The sequence below is a fragment of the Acinetobacter sp. FDAARGOS_515 genome (genome assembly GCF_003938865.1).
GTDB classification, from domain to species: Bacteria; Pseudomonadota; Gammaproteobacteria; order Pseudomonadales; family Moraxellaceae; genus Acinetobacter; species Acinetobacter ursingii.
Genome location: NZ_RKIX01000003.1, coordinates 1,175,853 through 1,199,499 on the forward strand (window position 1 = coordinate 1,175,853; position 23,647 = coordinate 1,199,499).

Consider the following 23,647-nt stretch of genomic DNA (forward strand, 5'->3'; position numbering starts at 1 on the left):
ACATGATTTATGACTATCTTTTCCCATGCAGCCTTGTTATCGTTGCTGTCAATTTAAATTGATATTTGACGTTGGCGTATAGAAATAAAAGGCCAACTCAGGGCAGTGGAGTAGGCGAGTTATGCATCTGCATATTTTGGGTATTTGTGGCACTTTTATGGGTTCTTTGGCACTTCTGGCACGAGATTTAGGACATAAAGTCACAGGTTCCGATGCCAATGTCTATCCACCCATGTCGACCCAATTAGAACATGCAGGCATTGAATTGTTGCAAGGCTATGATCGCAGCCATTTACAGCCGCATCCCGATCTGGTGATTGTAGGCAACGCCATGAAACGTGGTATTGATGCGGTTGAATATATGCTCAATGCAGGTTTACCTTACATCTCTGGCCCACAATTTTTGGCTGATCATGTTTTGCAAGGGAAACATGTATTGGGCGTTGCAGGCACACATGGTAAAACTACCACCACCACCATGCTGGCTTGGGTACTCGATCAGGCAGGTTTAAATCCAGGCTTTTTGATCGGCGGCGTACCGCTTGGTTTTAGTGAAAGTGCACGTTTGGGAGGCGGTCAGTATTTCTGTGTTGAAGCGGATGAATATGACTCGGCTTTTTTTGATAAGCGTTCAAAATTCGTTCACTATCATCCTAAAACCGCGATTTTAAATAATCTTGAATTTGATCATGCCGATATCTTTGATGATTTGGCAGCGATTCAAAAACAATTCCATCATTTGGTGCGTACCATTCCCAGTGAGGGGTGCATTATTGCGCCAATCACTGAAACTCATATTGATGAAGTGTTGGATATGGGTTGCTGGACGCCAGTGGTGCGTACCAGTTTAAATCCGAATCCTGATGTTGCACTCAGTGCAGAACAACTTAGCGCGGATGGCAGTCATTTTAAAGTAATAGAACACGGTGTGGTCAAAGCTGAAGTACAATGGAATATGACGGGGCAACATAGCGTCGCCAATGCCTTAGCAACGATTGCAGCGGCACAACATGTCGGTGTGAGTATTGAACAGGCTTGTCAGGCTTTATCCAATTTTGGTGGAGTCAAACGCCGTATGGAACTGCTTGGAACCGTTCACGGCATTGAAGTGTATGATGACTTTGCCCATCATCCAACCGCAATTGAAACCACGCTAGACGGCGCACGTAAACGCTTGGGTGAACGTAAACTTTGGGCCATTATTGAGCCACGTTCCAACACCATGCGTATGGGCAGCCATAAAGAGGGGCTGGCACATTCAGCACGATTGGCCGATGAAGTGATCTGGTATCAACCCGAAGGTCTGGATTGGGATTTACAACCTGTGGTCGACGCTGCGACCAATCATGCTCAAGTCAGTCGTTCATTGGACGAAATTATCAATCGTATTGTGAATGAAGCAGGTGAGGGCGATGCTGTGGTGATTATGTCAAATGGCGGGTTTGGCGGATTACATCAAAAGCTTTTAAATGCCTTAAAATAAATTTTGCTCAAATCGTAGCGTTATAAAGAGTCCTTTTTGGACTCTTTTTAATTTTTTCCGTCCTTAATGCCTTAATTTTATCCATGCTATTGAGGTACAAATAGATTAAATTTGATAAGCTAAATCAATACTTTTCAATTCATATTCTATTAAATATTAGTCTGAATCCCAATAATTTAGAAATTAAAAGGCTATAAAAACATTCTTTTAAATGTGATTGTTCATATAACATTTATCAATTAAAAACCAAGTATAAATTCAATTGTAAATGTAAAAAACACAATATAATGGAAATATCCATTCTTTTATAGATATAGAGATTAAAAAAAATATTTTTTGAGTATAAATAACAATAATAAATACAAATTCACAAATAAAATTCATAACACGTAACAATTTATATCAAAATATAAAATTTTTTGATTTTTTAGTTTTATTAAGTTATTCATTTTAAATAATTTTTATTTAAATGAAAAATCAACTATTTTTTATGAATAAATTAATCAAATTTATTTCAGATGCTGATTGGCTTGAATAAAAATTAAAAAACAATAAATAACAACAATTTAAACCAAATAAAAAATCAAAGTATTTTATTTTATGTGAAATAAATCACATTATTGTTTATTAGTGTGATTAAACTATGCTTAAAGAGCAGTTATGAATAGAAGATTTTTTCAAAATCCAGATCTCATAATTGTAAATTTATAAATAACAAACAGCATCTTAATAATAAAAGATGGGAGATACGTTATGAACAAGCTTGTAAAAACAATATTGTCAGTGGTGGCTTTTGGTGGAGTGGTTGGTATTGCTCATGCAGAGGTAGAAACGGCGAGCTTATGGGGTGGCGGAGGCGGTTCGCAGCACCCTGAAGGTTGTACAGAACTCTGCGGAAGTAAGTCTATTCCTATTGAAATCACAATTCCAAAAGTATGCGAACTCAAAAATGTCACTACAAAAATCACCCTAAATAGCACTACAGGCACTGGTACTGGTGGTTTTAGTGTAGGTGCAAATGCAGCATATAACCTATTGGTTGATACCGATAATCGTACTTCAGGAACTAATAACTCTGCATTAAAATATGGAACTTATTCTATTCCAACAACTGTTACTACTAAACGTGGCTCCAATAATGTCAATTTAGGTTCAATCAAATATAATGAACCAATGACTGCTGGTACTTCTTCACTTAATGATTATAGCATTACAGTACAAACCTCTGGTTCTTTAGGTATTAGCAAACCCGCTGGAACTTATACTGATAAATATAATATTTCAGTTTATTTCTAATCCATTTTATTTAATATTTCAAAAAGTTGGTTCTATTCTAGTAATGGAGCCAACTTCATTAATTCAAATCCAATCACATTATAAAAAATACCATTGAATACAAAAGTTAATTACTTATAAATAATATACGGGTGGGTTATGAAAAGAAAAGTTTTAATCTTAATACTTGGTTTATGTGGGTATACCCATATAGTATGGGCAGGTTTATCAATTAGTCCAATTCAACTCTATATTACCGATAAAACCAAACAACGTAGCGCAACAGTCACCATGGACTCAAAAGATATGGAGGACACTAAAACCTTTGAAGCAACCGCCGTGAAATGGTCACAAAATGACAAAGGAGAGGATGTCTACGAGCCAGATCCCAATATCATTATTAACCCCAAAAACTTTATTATTGCGCCTAATTCAAAACAGGTCATTCGTGTTGGATTTAACCAACCTTTAGCAGGAATCACCACCAATGATGAAAAAACCTGGCGTATTATTTTTCAAGAAGTAGCTCCGCCTGTTGACACGGATTCAGTAACGTTTTTATTTAATATTTCTGTCCCTTTATTTGTGGGTAAGCTCAATCCAGTCAATATCAATGTCATACCGAAAACGATTAATAACAATTTAGTCGTCAATATTAAGAACAATTCTCCTTCACATGTTCAGATTTTAAAATTAACGTTGGTAGATGCTTCAAAAAAAGAAGTCGCTAACTTAAGCCAAATGAAATATTTACTTCCGAATACAGCTCAAGATTTTAATTTTGAGAAAATTAATCTGCATAATAATCAATATAAACTTCTCGTTCTGACCGACAAACAAGATCAGCCTTATGAATATAGTCTTAAGGAGTGATCTGTATGAAAATATCGATACTTTCTGCACATATCTGCTTGATATGTGCATTTACACATGTTCATGCGGCAGACAATGTCATCTTATCCAATCTCTGGATTAATGGACTCGATCGGAATACGGAGGCCTTAGTTTTACAACAGGATAATCAATATTATGTTGAATGTCAGATTCTTAATTCACTTAATTTAAAAGTATTTTTATTAAAAAAACACGCCTCTCAAGAACAATATTGTCTAGTAAGTAGTGATCAAATCCACTCCAGCTTTGATAACGCAAGTCAGTCACTCAAGATTGATTTTCCGGCTGAATATTTTCTGGGGTATTCCAATCAAAATACCATGCTACAACCTGACAAAGCATCTTTAGGAGCATTTCTCAATTATGACTTCTTTTATGACAAATTTGATCAAGGCTATGAATTTAATAATTTTTACGAACTAGGGATTTTCAAGGATTATTGGTTACTCAATAACTCATTGATATACAGAAAAAATGATGCAGACGATGACAGTACAGGAGTGATTCGTCTAAATAGTTCTTTGAGTATTGATTTTCCTCAGCATTTCACCAGACTGACATTGGGGGATAATACCAGTATATATAATTCACTGATTGATTCATTTCGCTTCGGTGGGATTAGTTTCGGGACTAATTTTAGCGAACGTTCTGATTTTATTTACTGGAACACACCTATTTTACGAGGGAGTGCAATTGTTCCTTCAACTATTGATTTATATATCAATGGCGTAAGTATCTATCGACAAAATGTGACTCCAGGAGACTATACCTTACAAACGGGTGCAAACATCCAACAATCAGGCAATGCCCAAATTGTGGTTGAAGATATTTTAGGCAACCGCTCCGTGCAAAACTTTCCTGTTTTGATTAACAATCGTTTACTCAAAGTTGGACTCAATGAATATAACGTCTCTTTAGGTAAATTACGTTTTAATTACGATTATGACAGCAATGACTATCGTGATTTCTTTACCAATGTCTATTTTCGTCGTGGCTTTAGCACCGATACCACCCTCGGTTTTAATGGATCATATAGTGATGATGTAAAAAATTTAGGATTGATGTGGACACAATCATTAGGGCGTTATGCCTTATTAGATGTAAATGCAGCAGGAAGTTCTGCTTATGGGAATGATGGTTATTCGGTTGGTGCTTCTGTAAGCAATAGTTTTGATAGCTTTTCGATGGGACTGAGCACGCGTTACTCTTCTGAAGACTATCAATCACTTGGATATACTCAAGATTTTCGAAACCCTCGTATCGATTCGTTGGCGTATCTATCCTTCTTTAAAGTGCCTTATGTCAATAGTGTTAATTTAAACTATGTCGAACGGCGTTATTATCCAGATGATGAAGTTCCTCGAAATAATTCAAAATTATTAACAGTCGGAATATCCAAAAGCTTTTCCAGACGTTTATCTTTTACGGCGTCCTATTTTAAAGATTTTGGGGATTTTAATGATTCTGGCGCTTTTTTCTCCCTTATTTTCAATTGGGATGACAATAAAAATATTTATCTGGATCAAACTACAGATGGAGATACACGTTTAACCTTTGCGAAAAGTTCTCCAGAACAGACAGGCTTTGATTATTCTGTAGGTGCTGAACGTCGTGATGGTGAAATGACTTATAACGGATTTGGTTTATTTAAAACTGATGTTGGTGATTTGACTTTACAACATACTCAAAATTCTGACTCTTATGATTCACGAGTGTCCTATCGTGGCGCACTGGTTTGGCTGAATCATCAGGTGAATCTAACAAAATCTGTCGATAGTGCCTTCGCATTGGTCAAAGTTGGTGATTATAAAGATGTCGATGTGATGCGTTCTTTATCGCCTGTTGGTCGAACCAATAAAAATGGCTATTTCTTTATCCATGATATTTTGCCTTATATTTCTTACGATTTATCTTTTGATCAGGATCAACTTCCGATTGAAGATAAAATTGATTACTCATCCAAAAAAATGGTCGCACTGAATCAACGCGGTTATTACATTGATTTTCCAGTGACTCATACCCAACAAGTGATCGTAAAATTACGCGATAAAAATGGAAATTTATTAGCCAGAGCGACACCTGTTTATCTGGATCAAAATACAGATCAAGTCTATCCAGTCGACCAACAAGGTAACGTTTATCTCTACGGTCTTTTACCTAAAACCTATCAACTCAGTACTCAAGGAGACAAGGCTTGTCATAGCCAATTACAAATTCCAGAAAAAACCAATACCACCACATCCAGTCAAGTCATTGAGTTGACTTGTAAATAAGGAGAAAGGCAATGAAAATATTACTTGGCATCATTGCATACTGTGCTTTAGGCACTCTCTATGCAGGCCAGTGTTCTATGGGACAAATTACCGAACCACGTATGCGTTTGGGAAGTTACTATCAAAGCCAAGCTGCGACATCATTTCACGTCAATTGTGATAGTGCTTACACCATTCGTTTTAACAGTATGAATCTGCGTAGCACAGATGGTTCAAGTTTTGTGACCAATGGTCCCTACAAATTAAGAACCCGTTTAACCGTAGCAGGGCCCGTGGATAATTTATGGAATGTGCCACTGACCGCCAACACCCATAAAGATAATAAATACATCATTTCGGTCAGACTAGAAGATCGTCCGTCCATACAGGTTCCAGCAGGTACTTACCGTGATATGGTGTATGTCAATTTATCGTTTTAACCCAAAGATCTGAATAGATTTATAAGATAAAGGATATTGAACACCATATTTTGAGGAATGATCTAGCAACATGATGTTTAAAAAGTGATTTTTTAAATAAAATTTTGATCGTGATCAAGCCCTTGCCTTGATGTGTAGCGGTAGGGCAAGGATGATTATGAAATCTTCTAATGACTTTTTTAGACCTAGACAGATTGAAAAAATCCGATTTGCTTAAACGGCATAATTATGCGATGCTAGAGACACATTTGGATTCGATTCCAAAACTCAATTTAAGTAGACAAGGGGAGTAGCCTCCTCCAAGCGTTGTAAACTAATGTAATATCAAAAGTTAATTTACAACGTGTCAGATATCGTCAATACACTTTGCAAAAAGTCGGTATCTGAGCATCAAATATAGTTTGATGTAGGCAAGACCTTGATCATGTTGATACAGATGTTTTTTTATTCATCTGGCGACAGGTCAAGGTTTTTTTATGGCCAATTGCCAGATGTGGAGAGATTTATGGACTCTATCGGTAATATTTGGCTGTATCTGGTCTTTTTTGGCATCGTATTTGCGATGCTATTAATCGACTTTCTCGGCTTTAAACAGAAAAAAGACCAGTCCGTGCCCATTAAACAGGCACTAGCCTGGAGCGTGGCGTGGGTGACAGTCGCCATGCTATTTGCAGGTGGACTGTGGCTATACCTGCAACAAACAGCAGGGCTGGCTATTGCCAATCAAAAAACCATGGAATATCTGGCAGGTTATTTACTGGAAAAATCATTAGCGATTGATAATGTTTTTGTCTGGTTGATGATTTTTGCTGCTTTTGCCATTCCGCCTTCGTTACAACGTAAAATCTTGCTTTACGGCGTATTAGGCGCGATTGTTTTAAGAACGATCTTTATTTTTATTGGCGCATGGTTTGTTCAAGAGTTCTCTTGGATTTTATATATCTTCGGTGCGTTTTTGGTCTATACCGGCTTTAAGTTCTTAAAAGGTCAAGGAGATGAGCAGCCCAATATTGAAGATATGGCATTACTCAAATGGTTACGTAAACATATGCGTATCACGCCAAGTTTTAAAGGCGATCGTTTCTTTGTCAAAGAGCAAGGCGTTCTTTGGGCAACTCCATTGTTTATTGTACTGATCTTGGTAGAGTTCTCCGATGTGATCTTTGCGGTCGATTCTATTCCTGCCATTTTTGCGGTCACCACCGATCCGTTTATTGTCCTTACTGCAAATCTGATGGCGATTTTGGGCTTGCGTGCCATGTTCTTTTTATTGGCAGGTACAGCATCTAAAATGCATTATCTACCCTATGGTTTAGGCATCATCTTGCTATTTATCGGCTTTAAAATGTTGATGCTTGATGTGTTCCATATGCCAATCTGGATTTCCTTGAGCTTTATTGTATTGGTGCTTGGGATTACCGCATGGTTATCGATTCGCCACAATAAAAAACAGGCTCAATCTTAATCTCGATTCTGATCGATCTAGCCCTTTTAGCAAGATAAAAGGGCTTTTTATTTGCGAGATTCAATCAATTTAAGCTTGGGCCAACGTTGTAGCCATTGTTTTTCAATGACGCGATTCAAAAAAGTCTCATAGCTCACCAAACGCGGATTCCAACGTAGTTTTAGCTCGAATAAATCTGATAACCCAAAGGGTGCAATGATTTCAAGCAGATCATTTTCAGTGAGGCGTACTGCAATCGCAGTCGCGGTTTCAGGCCATGCAGAAATTGCATCGAATAAAGAGGTATAGGCTTTTATCTTCTCAGCATTTTCGTTTAAATACCAATGATGTACGGTCGCCTGATTGACCACATCCCAGTCGTTTAAAGGAAATTGTCTGTGTAATGCCTGTTGAATGCGCTGCTGTTGTTGTGAATCTGCATCAGGATCATAAAAAATCACATCGATTTCTACCTGTTCAATCTCATATTTCTGATGATGTAACTCAGACCAGATCAATTGCCGAATCACACCTGCACTCAGATAACAGTGTTCATTGATGGTGCGTAATACTTTTAAACGCTGAACAAGCGCAGCATGATGTAAAATCCATGATTGAATTTGATCATCATAAGCCCCTGAAATATGGTGCAATGTTGTCATATCCATTATTCTAATGCGTTAAATTTATACCATTTGGCAAGTTCTTTGCATTATTTTAAGAAAAAAACTGAGATTTAAGGACTCATCTTCGAGTCCTTAAATTTCTTATCTTTAATTCACGATAATCCTTGTTTTGCTTTTCATATAAACACTGCAATTCTAGGTAAATACGTTACAATCAATCGAAAAAATTACAAGTTAAAGGTTTTTTAGATGTCATCTTCCGCTCAAACCACCATTGTTCGTGGTCGATTTTTAGATATCCAGTCTTTGGTTCAACAGGCTCAACAGATTCCTGAACAAGTTCGTTATCTTGAAGACGGCGTTCTGATTAGCGAAAACGGTAAAATCAAATGGTTTGGCACGTGGCAAGATGCACAGCCTCATCTTCCTGAAAATATTGAAATTCAACATTATCCAGAACAACTGATCGTCCCAGGATTTATCGATACTCACATTCATTACCCCCAAACTGAAATGGTGGGTGCGTATGGTGAGCAACTTCTGAGTTGGCTAAATACTTATACCTTTCCAACTGAACTTCAATTTAAAGACCCTGCCTATGCACAAAACATTGCCCAGTTTTTTGTGCAAGAACTGTTAAAAAATGGTACGACCACTGCATTGGTATTTTGTACGGTCCATCGTGAATCTGTTGATGCTTTATTTGAAGCCGCAGAACGCATCCAGATGCGTTTGATTGCAGGTAAAGTGCTGATGGATCGTCATGCACCAGATGGTCTTTGTGACACGCCACAAAGCGCTTATGACGATTCGAAAGCACTTATCGAAAAATGGCATGCTAAGGGCAGGGCGCTCTATGCGATTACCCCACGTTTTGCACCGACCTCGACGCCAGAACAATTAGAAAAAGCAGGTCAACTCAAACAGGAATATCCTGATGTCTATGTACATACCCATTTAAGTGAAAATAAAGATGAAATTGCATGGGTAAAATCACTTTATCCTGAACAAAAAAGCTACCTCGATGTATATCACCATTATGGTTTGACAGGCCAGCGCTCGGTATTTGCGCACTGTGTGCATTTAGAACAAGATGAATGGCAATGTATGCATCAAACAGATTCAGCCATTGCCTTTTGCCCAACCTCAAACTTATTTTTAGGTAGTGGTTTATTTCCATTGAAAAAGACTTGGGAACAAGGCGTTAAAGTGGGCTTAGGCACTGATATTGGGGCAGGAACATCATTTAGTCTGTTACAAACCGTCAATGAAGCCTATAAAGTTCAACAGCTACAAGGCGATAAACTCTCTGCTTATGAAGCGCTTTACCATGCCACAATAGGCGGTGCAAAAGCACTGGATTTACAGGATCAACTGGGTAACTTTAATGTCGGTAAAGAAGCAGATTTTGTGGTACTGAATTTAAAGGCCACGGCCTTGCAAAGCCTACGTCAATCGCGTGCAAAATCGCTTGATGATGCTTTGTTTGCGCTGTTTACTATGGGCGATGATCGTAATATCGAGGCGACGTATATTTATGGACAATGTGCCTACCAAAAAACTGAATAAATCAAAAGTGAAACACAGACCGTGGCTAAAATGGACGATCTTCGCAGTAGCATGTGGCTTACTGCTCAAACGTGATCAACGTGTCAAAAAGAAGCCATAGTTACAGTTAATCATTTGAGAAGGGATGCATCATCTGCTTTTTTGTTTTAAAATTTACGGATGAATTGAAGATTTCAGGGTGTTGCAGGTCAACACCTTTTTTATTTTTAACTTTTGCGTTTTAGGTATCTACCCCATGACCGTTGCAATGAGCGTGATGATCTCAACTGAAGACATTCAAGCCAAAGTCAAACAACTCGGTGAACAAATCAATGCTCACTATACCAATAGCCAAAAAGATCTGGTGTTGATTGGTTTACTCCGCGGCTCTTTTATTTTTATGGCAGATTTATGCCGAGCCATCGAAAAACCACATGAACTGGATTTTATGACCGTTTCCAGCTATGGCAGCAGTACCACGTCTAGTCGTGACGTTAAAATTTTAAAAGATCTGGATGGTGAGATTCGCGGCAAAGATGTGCTCGTGGTCGAAGATATTATTGATTCTGGCAATACTTTAAGCAAAGTACTTGAAATTTTGCAAACGCGCGAACCCAATTCTATTGAACTCTGTACGCTGGTGAGTAAACCTTCACGCCGTGAAATTGAACTTGAAGTTAAGTTTTTGGGTTTTGAAGTTGAAGACCGCTTTATTGTGGGTTATGGCTTGGATTACGATCAAAAATATCGTCATTTACCCTTTATTGGTGAAATTGGTCTGTAATCAAAAAATGGCGCTTTTGCGTCATTTTTTATGGATGTTTTACACGATATCGATCACACAAAAACGCAACATGATTTAGCAATCCTTGACTATCAGCCTGATTTAAAACCGTTCACTATAATAAAACAAGCACTTTTAAAACCAGAATAAGCAAAACAAGGAGAACGTCTTATGTGGTCATTTATTGTTGCCATTGTCGTCGGTTTTATTGCAGGTTTAATCGCCCGCGCGATTCATCCTGGTGAAGATAAAGCGGGTTTTATTGTTACCACACTACTTGGGATTGCAGGTTCACTTTTAGCAACCTATGGCGGACGTGCTTTAGGACTTTATCCCGAAAACTCTAGTGCGGGTTTTATCGCCTCGGTTGTAGGCGCCATTATTATTCTGTTTATTTATAATCTGATTAGCAAAAAAACCACCTAAATTTGCTATAAGATCTAAATAAAAGTGATAATTTTTCTACATAAACTACTCATCTTTTAAATTTGATTTAAGGCTGATATCGCTATCAGCCTTAACAGTTGAAAACTAAATTTGTAGCTTAATCCAATTTAAATTCTTTCCACAACGATTCAATTTGTTCAGCCGAAACCACGCCAGCTGCTTTAAAGCCATTTGAAAAAATCAATGTTGGAGTTCCTTGTATCCCTAGGATTTGACCCAACTTTAAATTGCGATCAATTGGATTTGCACAAGCCGTCAGTGTTTGTGGAACAATGCCTTTTCGAATCAGATTATTCCATGCATAAGTACGGTTTGCTTCGCACCAGGCTTGTTTAGAAGGCTGTACCGATTGACTGCGAATAGGATAGATAAAAGTATAGATCGTGACATTTTTCAGTTGATCGAGCTGATTTTCGAGTTGTTTGCAATAAGGACAATTGGGATCTGAGAAAACTGCTATCTGGCGTTTACCATTGCCTTTCACGGTTTTAATAGCATCCTGTAAAGGTAAACTTTTCCAGTCAATGCTTTTGTTTTTGACCACCAGATCCTTCGTTAAATTATGCTGATCTTTTAAGCGAATCATCGAACCAATCAAAATATGTTCTGCATTTTCACCAATATAAATAATCTGATTATCCAGTGTCGCACTATATAAACCCTGCATTTCGGTTTTCTGGATATTTTCAATATTTAACTTGGGATACTTTTGTTTAAGTTGAATCTGCACACTTTCCACACTGGCTTGACTTGAAAAAGTCCATGCACTTATTAAAGCTGCCAGTAAAATTTTATACATTGCATCATACTCAACCTAAACAAAGCTGTATTGTAAAAGAAACGCAGCTCAGCTCTGTTATATTTTCTTTGAATCTTAGACCTTGAATCAGATGTTTCACGTGAAACCTTTTTTGATTTGATGATTCTGATGATGCTACAAGCTGCTTTAGCTTTAGATTAAAATCTTTTTCACATAACTTATACGCAAACTGATCGAAATAGGTTTAAGCTGAATAGATTCCGAAACTCTCCACGCACTCATGACCGAAAGATCATGAGTGTTTTTTTATTTTTGTTTGATTACTTTCCAATACAAAATGAACCAAAAATCTTGCCGAGCAGATCATCCGCACTAAAATCCCCTGTAATTTCACCCAGTGCATTTTGCGCCAAACGTAAAGATTCAGCGACCAACTCACCAGCATGGAATACTACAAGCTGTTCGCGCGCCTCATCCAGATAGTGCTGAGTGCGCTTCATTGCGTCTAAATGACGTGTTCTGGCAATAAAGGTGTCTTCCTCAGGCTGAAAGCCTGCATGCGCTGTAATCGTCTCTATGAGGCTGTCTACGCCAGTTTCCTGTTTGGCCGAAATCCTAACATGACGAAACCCTTGATATTGGTCATTCACTGCGCTTTGTTCAAGCAAATCAGACTTATTCCCAATGAGGATTAAACGTTTCGGATCAAGATGATCTTTAAAATACTCCTGAGCAAGTTGTAAAGGATCGTCACCTTGACTTAAGTCATAAACCAACAGCAACAGATCAGCTTGTTCAATTTCTTTAATCGCGCGGCGGATGCCTTCTTTTTCGACAATATCACCTGTTTCACGTAATCCCGCAGTATCAGTTAACGTAATGGGTAAGCCATTTAAGCTAATTTTTTCATGTAGTACATCACGGGTGGTTCCTGCAATATCCGTCACAATTGCACGTTCATTTCCCGCTAAAGCATTGAGTAAGCTTGATTTTCCAGCATTAGGCTTACCCGCAATCACGACTTGTAAGCCTTCTCGCAACAACTGACCTTGTCGTGCAGATTGTTGTACCGCCTGTACTGATTGTTTTACCTCATCCAACAAAGCTAAAATTTTTCCATCCGCCAGAAAATCAATTTCTTCTTCTGGAAAATCAATCGCCGCTTCAACATGTAGGCGTAAATGAATCAGTTTTTCTAAAACGGTATTAATTTTAGTGGAAAAAGCACCTTGTAGTGAACGTACAGCGGAACGTGCAGCCGCTTGCGAGGTAGCATCAATCAAATCTGCAATCGCTTCCGCCTGTACCAGATCCAGTTTGCCATTTTCAAAGGCACGCATGGAAAACTCACCGGCTTTCGCGGCTTTGGCGCCTAATTCAAATAAACGTGCCAATAACGCATTTTGAATGACAGGGCCGCCATGTCCTTGTAACTCCACCACATCTTCGCCCGTAAATGAATGTGGATTTGGAAAACACAAAACCAAACCTTCATCCATCACCTCATCAGCCGCATCGTAAAACTGACGAAAACCCGCCATACGCGGTTCAGGAAGTATTTTTTTCGTCAACGCCTCTGCGATCGTAAAAGCTTTAGGGCCAGAAAGACGAATCACCCCCACACCACCACGTCCAGGAGGGGTAGCAATTGCAGTGATGGTGGTTTGTGCAAGCATAACAATAACCTAACTATTGCAAAAAAACAGAAATAAAAAATCCGCTCAAGATTAGCATCCTGAGCGGATTTTATCAGCTCTTATGAGTCAGAAAGTCAGTTAAGAACTTACTTCTGGTGCAGCTGGACGATTTTTCGCAACGTTTTTATTAATAAACCATTGCTGAAGAATCGTAATACTGTTGTTCACGATCCAGTACAACACCAGACCTGACGGGAAGAACAACATAAATACCGTGAAAATGATTGGCATAATGCGGAACACTTTGGCCTGCATTGGATCGGCAGGTTGCGGGTTTAGCATTTGCTGGATAAACATGGTTGCGCCCATCAACAACGGCAAGATAAACCATGGATCCATTGCAGATAAATCCTGAATCCAAAGCATCCACGGTGCATGACGCAACTCCACACTTTCCATCAAGACCCAATACAAGGCTAGGAAAATTGGCATTTGCAGCAATAGTGGTAAACAACCTGAAAGCGGATTGACCTGTTCACGTTTGTAAAGCGCCATCATTTCCTGAGAGAAACGCATACGGTCTTCGCCAAACTCTTCTTTCATACGTTGCATTTCAGGTGCAATCACACGCATCTTGGCCATTGAACGGTAGCTTTTTGAAGATAAAGGCCACAGAATCAATTTCACCACAATCGTCAAAAGAATAATTGACCAGCCCCAGTTTCCTACGATGCTATGGAAAAATTGCAAACCGAGGAACAACAGTTTAGCAATTGGCCACAACCAACCATAGTCAACGGTTTGATTCAAACCAACCGCGAGATCTTTCAATTCAGACTGGATTTTTGGCCCAGAATAGAACGTCGCATCGACCGTCATGGTTTTGCCAGCAGGCACATTGATGGTCGGAGAAGTGAAGCCAATGATATTCATATTATCGGCAGATTTACGCGACTCTAACTTGGCCGTATAAGCCTGATCACCAAAATGACCTGGAATCCATGCACTGACGAAATAATGTTGTACCATCGCGACCCAGCCGCCTTTGGCATCCACATTTAGTTTTTCATCAGAGAAATTAGCAAATTTCAGCTTGTTGTAATGCTCATCAGGCGTTCCCCATGCGCCCCCAAGGAAAGTCCCCAAGGTAAAGATACCTTGATCAGATTTACCCGGATCTTCTGAGTTATCGCGCTTGATCTGCCCAAACATTTGACCTTGCCAGTTTTGCGCACTACGGTTCACTACCTGATAGCTCACCTGAACTGGATAATCGCCCTGTTTAAAGGTAAAACGCTTGATAATTTCAACACCATCAGCCGTTTTGTAAACCATCGGGACCGTCAGAACTTTTTCAGCTTTACCGTCTTTGTTTTGGCTATCCTTGGCATCCGCTAATGTATAAGCTGTTTTTTCAACTTCATACTGTGGACGACCTTGGCGACTACTGTCTGGGCCATTCAATCCAATTAAACCAGATTGTGCCACATAGGTCCGCTTCGCATCGCTTTCCAGCATGACAAAAGGCTGGTCACTGTTTTTGTCTTTATCATGATTGAGTAATTCAATACGCACAATATCGCCACCTTTAGGATTAATCCAAAGGTGATAGAGGTCAGTTTGTACTGAAATAAGCTGTTGATTCACAGGTGCTGTCGCATCTGTAACTTGTTGCGTCGCAATATTTGCTTGTGGCACATCTGTTGATGTCGCAGTAGCTTGGCTATTTGGCAGGTCGGCAGACACTTCATGAGATTCAACCACAGCGGCAGGCGCGGGTTGAGTAGAAGTAGTGCTATGACCATAATCTTTTTGCCAAGCCAAGATAAGCAAATATGCGGTGACAAACATGGCTCCGAGAATCGCAAACCTGGCCCATTGTTGCATATCAATTATCCCAAGTGGTTAAAGTGATTTTGGTTTAATAAACGCTCACGAAAGGGTACAGCAACGTGAGGCTTTTGAGAATCTATTTGCTGAAATGAAATAAAACGAATTGCTTTAGCAGGTACAGGATCATACCCACTCCCTCCCCAGGGATGACATCGACAGACACGATTCACCGCCAACCAACTACCTTTGATTGCACCATAGCGATGAACAGCTTCCAGCGCATATTGCGAACAGGTGGGTATATAGCGACAACGCGGTCCGAGCAAAGGACTCAAGGCAATTTGATAAAATCGAATCAACCAATGCAGGATAGATACCATTGGTCATCTCTATTTTTCAATTGAGGGAGAGATGGTGTTTTGATGCTTGTGTGCAAGACGATTTAACTTACGCCAAGCCAATTGAAGTTGCTGAGTCAGATCAGCATTAGATACGGTTTCAATGCCAAGTTTAGGCATAACCACAATATCAATCAGTGCTAATTGTTGTTGATGCAAACGAAAGCTTTCACGTGCAAGTCGTTTTATTCGATTTCTTTCATGCGCACGGCGCACTTTTTTTTTGGCAACAACCAATCCTAAACGGCTTTTAGGCTGTTCAGAAGGTTTTGCCAAAAATAAAAAATGAGGTTGATGCACTTTAAAAAGCGCACCATCAAACACACTTTTAAAATCAGCAGCACAATGTAAGCGTACATTTGTACCAAAGCTATAAAGTGCCATAACACCCGATCGTGTAGTAATAACGATTTAAATAAATTAAACAGTTAGGCTATGACGACCTTTAGCACGACGGCGAGCCAACACTTGACGACCAGCTTTAGTTGCCATACGAGCGCGGAAACCATGAACACGTTTACGTTTTAGTTCAGAGGGCTGAAAAGTACGTTTCATATCGAAACTCCCAAAATATGATCTTTCTGTAAAGGTTCGCGATTTTATGGTGCAACGACCCTACTGTCAATGAAAAATCAAAAAGTTTACATTTTATTCAGTATTTTTTGAAAACCCTTAGATTTATTCTGCCTTTCCCTAGAAATAAGCCTACAAATTTTATACACAATCTAATCTATTAAATTTATTCTTGTTTTTTACATACCCACAGCTTATTCTGATGTTTATCAACAAGCTTAAGATGAATTTGGTGCTTGCATTGCGCATTTGAATTTAAATTCATAAATCGCTAAATTATCCACAGCGAGTGAGCCGCTATTAAATAAATTCAAATTTTAAAATTTAAATTTATTCTTATTAGGGCACGTTTTTTCTGTGGAAAGTGATAATTTAAATTTTAAAATCAGTTTGTTGAGTTGTGAATAACTGTGTTTTTATAAAACTTATAAATTGTGGATAACTCATCTTATAAAACTATCCCCAGCTTATGGTGAAACTTATCCACAAGCGCTTTGAATTTAAATTTAAAGCGCGAAAGGATTCTTTTTGAACAAACATGATGGTTCCGTTCATGACAGATGTGGATAACTTGGTTAGAATGGCGACCCTTTCTGTTGGAAGGGTGGTTTATTTTTTGAATTTAAAAAGAGATAGGGGAATCACATGCTGTGGACAGACTGCTTAAATCGCTTGCGACAAGAGCTCTCTGATAATGTCTTTGCGATGTGGATCCGCCCTCTGGTTGCTGAGGAAGCGGAGGATACCTTACGTTTATATGCGCCAAATCCATATTGGACACGTTATATTCAGGAACATCATCTGGAATTGATCTCAATTCTGGCGGAGCAGTTATCAGAAGGTCGTGTTCGTCAGGTGGATATTTTAGTGGATTCACGTCCTGGCGCGATTTTATCCCCAACGGAACAGCCAGCAACCACTACAGCTGCCTTAAATACGGTGGCAGCACCGACTCGAGTAAAAAAAGAAGTTGCTGATGTAGCATCGACAGCCACAGCTAAAAATTTAAATTCAAAAAAACGTTTACTCAATCCTTTATTTACTTTTTCACTTTTTGTTGAAGGTCGTTCTAACCAAATGGCGGCTGAAACCTGTCGTAAGGTTTTAACCCAACTGGGAGCTTCGCAGCATAATCCCTTATTTTTATATGGGCCGACAGGTTTAGGTAAAACGCACTTAATGCAAGCGGTTGGCAATGCGTTATTACAAGCCAAGCCCAATGCGCGCGTTATGTATATGACTGCCGAAAGTTTTGTTCAGGATTTTGTCTCTTCTTTACAAAAAGGCAAAGTCGAAGAATTTAAGAAAAATTGTCGTTCATTAGATTTATTGTTAGTTGATGATATTCATTTGTTGGCGGGTAAAGAAGCCAGTCTGGTTGAGTTCTTTTATACGTTTAATGCCTTGTTGGATGAATCCAAGCAAATTATTCTCACTTCAGATCGCTATCCAAAAGAATTAACGGAACTTGATCCACGTTTGGTCTCGCGTTTTTCGTGGGGACTTTCTGTGGGTGTAGAACCACCAGATATCGAAACCCGTATCGAAATTTTACTGAAAAAAGCTGAAAACAGTGGCGTTGATTTGCCGCGTAATTGCGCTTTATTCATTGCCCAGCAAGTGGTGGCCAATGTGCGTGAACTTGAAGGCGCTTTAAACAAAGTGGTGGCGATTGCCCGTTTTAAGGGATCGCAAATTGATTTAGATGTGGTTCGAGAATCATTAAAAGATGTGCTAGCCATTCGTGCGCGAACCATTAGTGTCGAAAATATTCAGCGCGTGGTCAGTGAATATTTCCGTATTCCACTCAAAGAGTTGATCGGGCCAAAACGTACTCGTATTTATGCGCGACCAAGACAATTGGCGATGGGCTTGGCACGTGAGCTTACAGGTGATAGTTTTCCTGAAATTGGCATGGCTTTTGGTGGGCGTGACCATAGTACGGTCATGCATGCCTGTGAAAAAGTACAAAGTTTAAAAGATGAAGATCCGATCTTTAATGAAGACTATAAAAACTTGTTGCGCTTACTGCAAAGTTAAGCATCAGGGCAGTTGCAAAGTCGTATCAACTCCCGCATAGTACACTGCTAAAAAATGAAATAATGGCTTTCAGTTGTTAGAGGAATGAATTGTGCGTTTGAAAATCGCTAAAGAAAGTTTAGTCAATGTGCTGTCTCATGTTGTAGGTGCGGTGGAGCGTCGTCATACCTTAAATATTCTTTCAAACGTTAAAATTCAGGCGACTGATCAGGCTTTGACCATTACTGGTTCTGATCTGGAAGTAGAGCTGGTAGCCAGTACGGCGTTGGCTGAGGGTGCTTGTTTGCAATCTGGCGAAACGACCGTGCCTGCACGTAAATTGATGGATATCTGCAAATCATTGCCTACAGCGGCATTGATTGATCTGCAAATTACAGAAGACCAGCGTTGTATTTTAAAATCAGGCAATAGTCGTTTTGTGCTAGGGACCTTACCCGCAGAAGATTATCCTTTGTTGAATACTGAAAATAGTCAGGGCACACAGGTTCAGGTCACGCAGCGTGAACTTAAACGTTTGTTTGAAAAAACAGCCTTTGCGATGGCGGTGCAGGATGTGCGTTTTTATCTGACTGGAACTTTACTGGAAATTGATGAAAATCAACTTCGTGCAGTGACGACCGATGGTCATCGTTTAGCTTTGTGTGAAGTTTTAGCTTCATCCAATGCTGCTCAACTGGTGCAAGCTATTGTACCGCGTAAAGCCGTGGGCGAATTACAGCGTTTACTGAGTATCGAAGATGAGCAATTACGGCTATTGATTGGACGAGAATTGCTCAATGTGACGATTACCACCCCAAGTCGTGATAAAGAACAGGGTGATATTACCGTTCGTTTTACCACCAAGTTGATTGATGGTAAATTCCCAGATTATCGTCGTGTGATTCCACGTGGTGGCGATAAACTGGCTCAAATTGCGCATGATGTGTTTAAGCAGTCTTTGCAACGGGTCGCGATTCTGAGTAATGAAAAATTACGTGGCGTGTTCTTAAACTTCAATCCTGATGTATTACAACTACGTGCCAATAACCCTGAACAGGATGAGGCGATTGAAGATTTAGCCATTCAATATCAAAATACCTCGATGGAAATGTCATTCAATGCACAGTATTTACTGGATGTATTGAATGTGTTGGATGGTGATGACGTCAGTATGACCATGACTGAAGCCAATCAATCCGTGTTGGTTCAGGATCCGACACATACCGATCAAACTTATGTTGTGATGCCAATGCGTGTCTAAAGAACTGATTCGATTATGCATATAACACGTTTAAATATCGAGCGTGTGCGCAATTTAAAAACGGTTGCACTGTCTGGGTTGCAACCGTTTAACGTTTTTTACGGCGCCAATGGTTCGGGTAAAACCTCAGTGCTTGAAGCCATCCATCTGCTTTCGACTGGACGTTCTTTTCGAACTTATACGCCCAAGCATTATATTCAGCATGGCGCACAAGACGCGATTGTATTTGCTCAATCTGCCGTTGAAAAAGTGGGAATGCGTAAACTTGCCACAGGTGAGCAACTGATCAAGGTGAATGGTGATCCTGTGGCGACGCAGGGACAATTGGCCAAACTGTTGCCCTTACAACATATCGACCCACAAAGTACCGATATTTTGGATCATGGTGCCAAACCACGCCGACAAATGTTGGATTGGCTCATGTTTCACGTGGAACCTGAGTTTTATGCCACTTGGCAGCAGTATTCCAGAGCGCTGAAACAACGCAACAGCTTGCTGAAACATTCTCGCCAGATTTCACTGACAGAGTTGGAACCCTGGAACAAACTTCTGGCAGCTTATGGAGAGATGTTGCATAACCAGCGCTCATTGATGATCGAGCAATGGCAGGTTTTTTTGCAACAGGATCTACAGCAATTATTACCTGAACTGCGTATTGAATTGGATTATCAGGCGGGTTTTCACCAAGAGCATGGACTGTTCAATGATCTGATTCAATATCATGCCAAAGATGTTGAACGGCGATATACCGAATATGGTCCTCATCGTGCCGATTTGCGTTTAAAAACGCCGTTGGGCGATGCGGATGATGTGCTGTCACGCGGGCAAAAAAAGCTCCTGATGATGGCTTTAAAACTATCACAGATTGCAATGTTACATGCGAGTAATAAGGAAACTGTGGTATTATTAGATGATTTGACAGCAGAATTAGACCATGCCGCACAGCGGCGATTAATTGAACGATTAAGCCAGTTAGGTAGTCAGGTTTTTATGACCACTTTAGATCAACAAGCGGTACAACATCACCTACAGGATCTGGCTGTATCTTATCAATTGTTCAACGTGGAACATGGTCAGGTTCGGGCTGTCCCCATTTGATTTTTTCCCCACTGGGGATTGATCCATAAATTTGCTAGGGAGAAACCATGAGTTCAGAGTCTCAATCTGCCTCTCCAACAGAACAATCAAACGAAAAGGCATATGATTCCTCTAGTATCAAGGTATTACGTGGTTTGGATGCAGTGCGTAAGCGTCCAGGCATGTATATTGGTGATACAGATGATGGGACAGGCTTGCACCACATGGTTTTTGAGGTGGTCGATAATGCAATCGATGAAGCCTTGGCAGGGCATTGTGATGAGATTATTGTCACGATTCATGAAGATGAATCGGTCAGTGTTTCAGATAATGGTCGTGGTATCCCAACTGATATTCATCCAGAAGAGGGTGTTTCTGCTGCGGAAGTCATTCTGACCATTTTGCATGCGGGTGGTAAGTTTGATGACAACAGTTATAAGGTTTCAGGTGGTCTGCATGGTGTGGGGGTGTCTGTGGTCAACGCACTCTCCAGCAAATTGCAACTGACGATTCATCGTGCGGGTCAAATCCATGAGCAGGAATATCATCATGGTGATCCACAATACAAATTGCGTGTGGTCGGTGAAACGGATAGCACAGGGACTACGGTACGTTTCTGGCCAAGTGAATTGACTTTTAGTCAAACCATTTTTCATGTGGAGATTTTGGCGCGTCGTTTGCGTGAACTTTCATTCTTAAATGCGGGTGTGAAGATTATTTTACGTGATGAACGGATTAATCTGGAACACATTTACAATTATGAAGGTGGTTTGTCTGAGTTTGTAAAATACATTAACGAAGGCAAAACTCATCTGAATGACATCTTTCACTTTACCGTGGATGCTGATAACGGCATTGGTGTTGAAGTGGCATTGCAGTGGAATGATAGCTATCAGGAAAATGTACGCTGCTTTACCAATAATATTCCGCAAAAAGATGGTGGAACGCACTTGGCTGGTTTCCGTGCAGCACTGACTCGTGGCTTAAACAGCTACATGGAAAATGAAAGCTTACTGAAAAAAGAAAAAGTTGCCGTTACGGGTGATGATGCGCGTGAAGGTTTAACCGCGATTATTTCAGTCAAAGTCCCAGATCCGAAGTTTTCTTCACAAACCAAAGAAAAATTGGTGTCGAGTGAAGTCAAACCTGCGGTTGAACAGGCGATGAATAAAGAATTTTCAGCCTATTTGCTGGAAAATCCTCAGGCAGCCAAATCGATTGCAGGCAAGATTATTGATGCCGCACGTGCCCGTGATGCCGCGCGTAAAGCCCGCGAAATGACGCGTCGCAAGAGTGCGCTGGATATTGCAGGTTTACCGGGTAAATTGGCCGATTGTCAGGAAAAAGATCCTGCTTTGTCAGAATTGTATCTGGTCGAGGGTGACTCTGCGGGTGGTAGTGCCAAGCAAGGTCGTAACCGTAAAATGCAGGCGATTTTACCGCTGAAGGGTAAAATTCTGAACGTGGAACGTGCGCGTTTTGACAAGATGATTTCTAGTCAGGAAGTCGGTACACTGATTACCGCATTGGGCTGTGGTATTGGGCGTGAAGAATATAATCCTGATAAATTGCGTTATCACAAAATTATCATTATGACCGATGCGGATGTCGATGGTTCTCATATTCGAACCTTATTATTGACCTTCTTCTTCCGTCAAATGCCAGAACTGGTCGAGCGCGGTCATATTTATATTGCACAACCGCCGTTGTATAAGCTGAAAAAAGGCAAACAAGAGCTCTATATCAAGGATAATGAGGCCTTAGAAAGCTTCCTGATCTCCAATGCGATTGATGATCTTGAATTGCATATTAGTGCCGATGCCCCTGCAATCAATGGCGAAGCTTTGGCCAAAGTCATTGAAGATTATCAAGTCTCGCAAAAAAGCTTACAGCGTCTGACTCAGCGTTATCCTGCAAGTTTGCTCGATGCTTTGCTTGAAGTTGAACCGTTTAAGGCAGATCAAAGTCAGGATCGTCCTTATGTGGAACAATGGGCTGAACAATTACGCGCAACCATTGAAAAGTTGCAGCCAAGTTTACGTCCAGAGATTAGTTTAGAAAGCTTTGAGCGTGAAATACCGACAGGTGAAAAATCGATTCACTGCTGGCCTCGTGTGACGGTTTATGTGCATAACTTGCCGCACCATTACTTGTTAGATGCAGGCTTGCTGAATTCGGCTGAATATGCCCGTTTACTGAAAAACTCCAAGAGCTGGTTTAAGTTATTGGAAGAGGGCGCGTATCTGCAAAAAGGTGAGCGCAAGATCAATGTCACTAATTTCCATCAGGTCTGGCAGCAAATTTTGCAAGATTCTCGTCGCGGCATGATGATTCAGCGCTATAAAGGGCTGGGTGAGATGAATGCAGAGCAACTTTGGGAAACCACGATGGATCCTGAAAATCGTAACATGTTACAAGTGACCATCGATGATGCGATTGAAGCAGATCGTATGTTTAGCTGCTTAATGGGCGATGATGTCGAACCACGTCGTGCCTTTATTGAAGAAAATGCATTGAATGCGGATATTGATGCTTAATCTGTAAAAATTCAAAAAAACAGGCGCTTTGTGCGCCTGTTTTTTTTGAATGTCCTTATTCAACCCGACTTCCCTGAACCTGTTATTGCCACTGTTGGAACACTTGATCTGCTGTTTTATTGAGTACTACCTGATTACCCTGAATCTGTTGTACCCATTGAGTTGGAATATAATGATGCTGACCATTGGCTGATTGATCATTTTTAGCCAATTTGATCTTGTCCTGACCATCTAAATGATCGACTGTACCGACATGTTGATGATCTGAACCGACGACTTCGGCATGTTGTTGAATATCTTGTACATTGATAGTTGCCATGAGTATTGTCCCTCATATTTTTCATGATGTTTCATGTTAT

Annotated in this window: 21 protein-coding genes; 13 read left to right on the plus strand and 8 right to left on the minus strand. The window is 40.1% G+C overall.

The genetic code is table 11. From position 1 onward, the window contains the following. The first annotated feature begins 121 nt into the window (after window positions 1-121). The 6 genes from mpl to EGS47_RS07030 all read left to right on the plus strand — a co-directional run bounded on the left by mpl (window position 122) and on the right by EGS47_RS07030 (window position 7,809). Window positions 122-1,483 carry a UDP-N-acetylmuramate:L-alanyl-gamma-D-glutamyl-meso-diaminopimelate ligase gene (gene mpl / locus EGS47_RS07005; protein ID WP_125269442.1) on the plus strand — a complete coding sequence of 454 codons (1,362 nt, stop codon included), beginning with the start codon at window positions 122-124 and terminating at the stop codon, window positions 1,481-1,483. A gap of 753 nt (window positions 1,484-2,236) precedes the next feature. Continuing rightward, entirely contained in the window at window positions 2,237-2,779 is a 543-nt protein-coding gene (locus EGS47_RS07010; RefSeq protein ID WP_005005442.1) for a hypothetical protein, read from the plus strand. A 138-nt stretch (window positions 2,780-2,917) separates the two neighbouring features. Further along, complete coding sequence (locus tag EGS47_RS07015; RefSeq protein WP_005005440.1) at window positions 2,918-3,631, plus strand: molecular chaperone; 714 nt, start codon at window positions 2,918-2,920, stop codon at window positions 3,629-3,631. A gap of 5 nt (window positions 3,632-3,636) precedes the next feature. After that, window positions 3,637-5,925 (plus strand): fimbria/pilus outer membrane usher protein, encoded by a 2,289-nt coding sequence (locus EGS47_RS07020; RefSeq protein WP_125269443.1) that lies wholly within the window; start codon window positions 3,637-3,639, stop codon window positions 5,923-5,925. A gap of 11 nt (window positions 5,926-5,936) precedes the next feature. Next, window positions 5,937-6,344, plus strand: a complete 408-nt coding sequence (locus EGS47_RS07025; RefSeq protein WP_004986228.1) for a hypothetical protein — start codon at window positions 5,937-5,939, stop codon at window positions 6,342-6,344. A 505-nt stretch (window positions 6,345-6,849) separates the two neighbouring features. After that, window positions 6,850-7,809 (plus strand): TerC family protein, encoded by a 960-nt coding sequence (locus EGS47_RS07030; protein ID WP_125269444.1) that lies wholly within the window; start codon window positions 6,850-6,852, stop codon window positions 7,807-7,809. Window positions 7,810-7,856: 47 nt separating this feature from the next. Here the strand turns inward: EGS47_RS07030 and EGS47_RS07035 are convergent, their stop codons facing one another. Next, window positions 7,857-8,456: a nucleotidyltransferase family protein gene (locus EGS47_RS07035; RefSeq protein ID WP_125269445.1), complete on the minus strand. Its 600-nt coding sequence runs from the start codon at window positions 8,454-8,456 to the stop codon at window positions 7,857-7,859. A 207-nt stretch (window positions 8,457-8,663) separates the two neighbouring features. Between EGS47_RS07035 and guaD the strand changes: the two genes are divergently transcribed. The 3 genes from guaD (at window position 8,664) to EGS47_RS07050 (ending at window position 11,172) form a co-directional block, all read left to right on the plus strand. Then, a complete protein-coding gene (gene guaD / locus EGS47_RS07040; protein ID WP_125269446.1) occupies window positions 8,664-9,983 on the plus strand; it encodes a guanine deaminase in 1,320 nt (439 codons plus the stop codon). A gap of 235 nt (window positions 9,984-10,218) precedes the next feature. Then, on the plus strand, window positions 10,219-10,746 hold the full coding sequence (hpt, locus tag EGS47_RS07045) for a hypoxanthine phosphoribosyltransferase (RefSeq protein WP_004986218.1): 528 nt from the start codon (window positions 10,219-10,221) through the stop codon (window positions 10,744-10,746). 171 nt (window positions 10,747-10,917) lie between these two features. Then, entirely contained in the window at window positions 10,918-11,172 is a 255-nt protein-coding gene (locus EGS47_RS07050; RefSeq protein ID WP_005005428.1) for a GlsB/YeaQ/YmgE family stress response membrane protein, read from the plus strand. Window positions 11,173-11,290: 118 nt separating this feature from the next. Here EGS47_RS07050 and EGS47_RS07055 read toward each other — a convergent pair whose 3' ends face one another. The 6 genes from EGS47_RS07055 to rpmH form a co-directional block, all read right to left on the minus strand. Beyond that, window positions 11,291-11,992 (minus strand): DsbC family protein, encoded by a 702-nt coding sequence (locus tag EGS47_RS07055; RefSeq protein ID WP_125269447.1) that lies wholly within the window; start codon window positions 11,990-11,992, stop codon window positions 11,291-11,293. A 281-nt stretch (window positions 11,993-12,273) separates the two neighbouring features. Further along, complete coding sequence (gene mnmE, locus EGS47_RS07060) at window positions 12,274-13,629, minus strand: tRNA uridine-5-carboxymethylaminomethyl(34) synthesis GTPase MnmE (RefSeq protein ID WP_125269448.1); 1,356 nt, start codon at window positions 13,627-13,629, stop codon at window positions 12,274-12,276. 99 nt (window positions 13,630-13,728) lie between these two features. Next, window positions 13,729-15,477 carry a membrane protein insertase YidC gene (gene yidC / locus EGS47_RS07065; protein WP_104795078.1) on the minus strand — a complete coding sequence of 583 codons (1,749 nt, stop codon included), beginning with the start codon at window positions 15,475-15,477 and terminating at the stop codon, window positions 13,729-13,731. 5 nt (window positions 15,478-15,482) lie between these two features. Then, window positions 15,483-15,803, minus strand: coding sequence for a membrane protein insertion efficiency factor YidD (gene yidD, locus EGS47_RS07070; protein ID WP_004986206.1), 321 nt, complete (start codon window positions 15,801-15,803; stop codon window positions 15,483-15,485). Between the two features lie 9 nt (window positions 15,804-15,812). After that, a complete protein-coding gene (rnpA, locus tag EGS47_RS07075) occupies window positions 15,813-16,205 on the minus strand; it encodes a ribonuclease P protein component (protein WP_004986204.1) in 393 nt (130 codons plus the stop codon). A gap of 36 nt (window positions 16,206-16,241) precedes the next feature. Continuing rightward, window positions 16,242-16,376: a 50S ribosomal protein L34 gene (rpmH, locus tag EGS47_RS07080; protein WP_000831329.1), complete on the minus strand. Its 135-nt coding sequence runs from the start codon at window positions 16,374-16,376 to the stop codon at window positions 16,242-16,244. Window positions 16,377-17,039: 663 nt separating this feature from the next. Between rpmH and dnaA the strand changes: the two genes are divergently transcribed. The 4 genes from dnaA to gyrB all read left to right on the plus strand — a co-directional run bounded on the left by dnaA (window position 17,040) and on the right by gyrB (window position 23,288). Beyond that, window positions 17,040-18,434, plus strand: a complete 1,395-nt coding sequence (dnaA, locus tag EGS47_RS07085; RefSeq protein ID WP_125269449.1) for a chromosomal replication initiator protein DnaA — start codon at window positions 17,040-17,042, stop codon at window positions 18,432-18,434. Window positions 18,435-18,525: 91 nt separating this feature from the next. Beyond that, a complete protein-coding gene (gene dnaN / locus EGS47_RS07090; protein ID WP_125269450.1) occupies window positions 18,526-19,674 on the plus strand; it encodes a DNA polymerase III subunit beta in 1,149 nt (382 codons plus the stop codon). A 15-nt stretch (window positions 19,675-19,689) separates the two neighbouring features. Then, window positions 19,690-20,772, plus strand: a complete 1,083-nt coding sequence (recF, locus tag EGS47_RS07095; protein WP_125269451.1) for a DNA replication/repair protein RecF — start codon at window positions 19,690-19,692, stop codon at window positions 20,770-20,772. A gap of 47 nt (window positions 20,773-20,819) precedes the next feature. Then, entirely contained in the window at window positions 20,820-23,288 is a 2,469-nt protein-coding gene (gene gyrB / locus EGS47_RS07100) for a DNA topoisomerase (ATP-hydrolyzing) subunit B (protein ID WP_044437432.1), read from the plus strand. 82 nt (window positions 23,289-23,370) lie between these two features. On the opposite strand, the gene EGS47_RS07105 is transcribed toward gyrB, so the two are convergent. Next, window positions 23,371-23,607, minus strand: coding sequence for a DUF2171 domain-containing protein (locus EGS47_RS07105; protein WP_004986196.1), 237 nt, complete (start codon window positions 23,605-23,607; stop codon window positions 23,371-23,373). Window positions 23,608-23,647 lie beyond the last annotated feature (40 nt).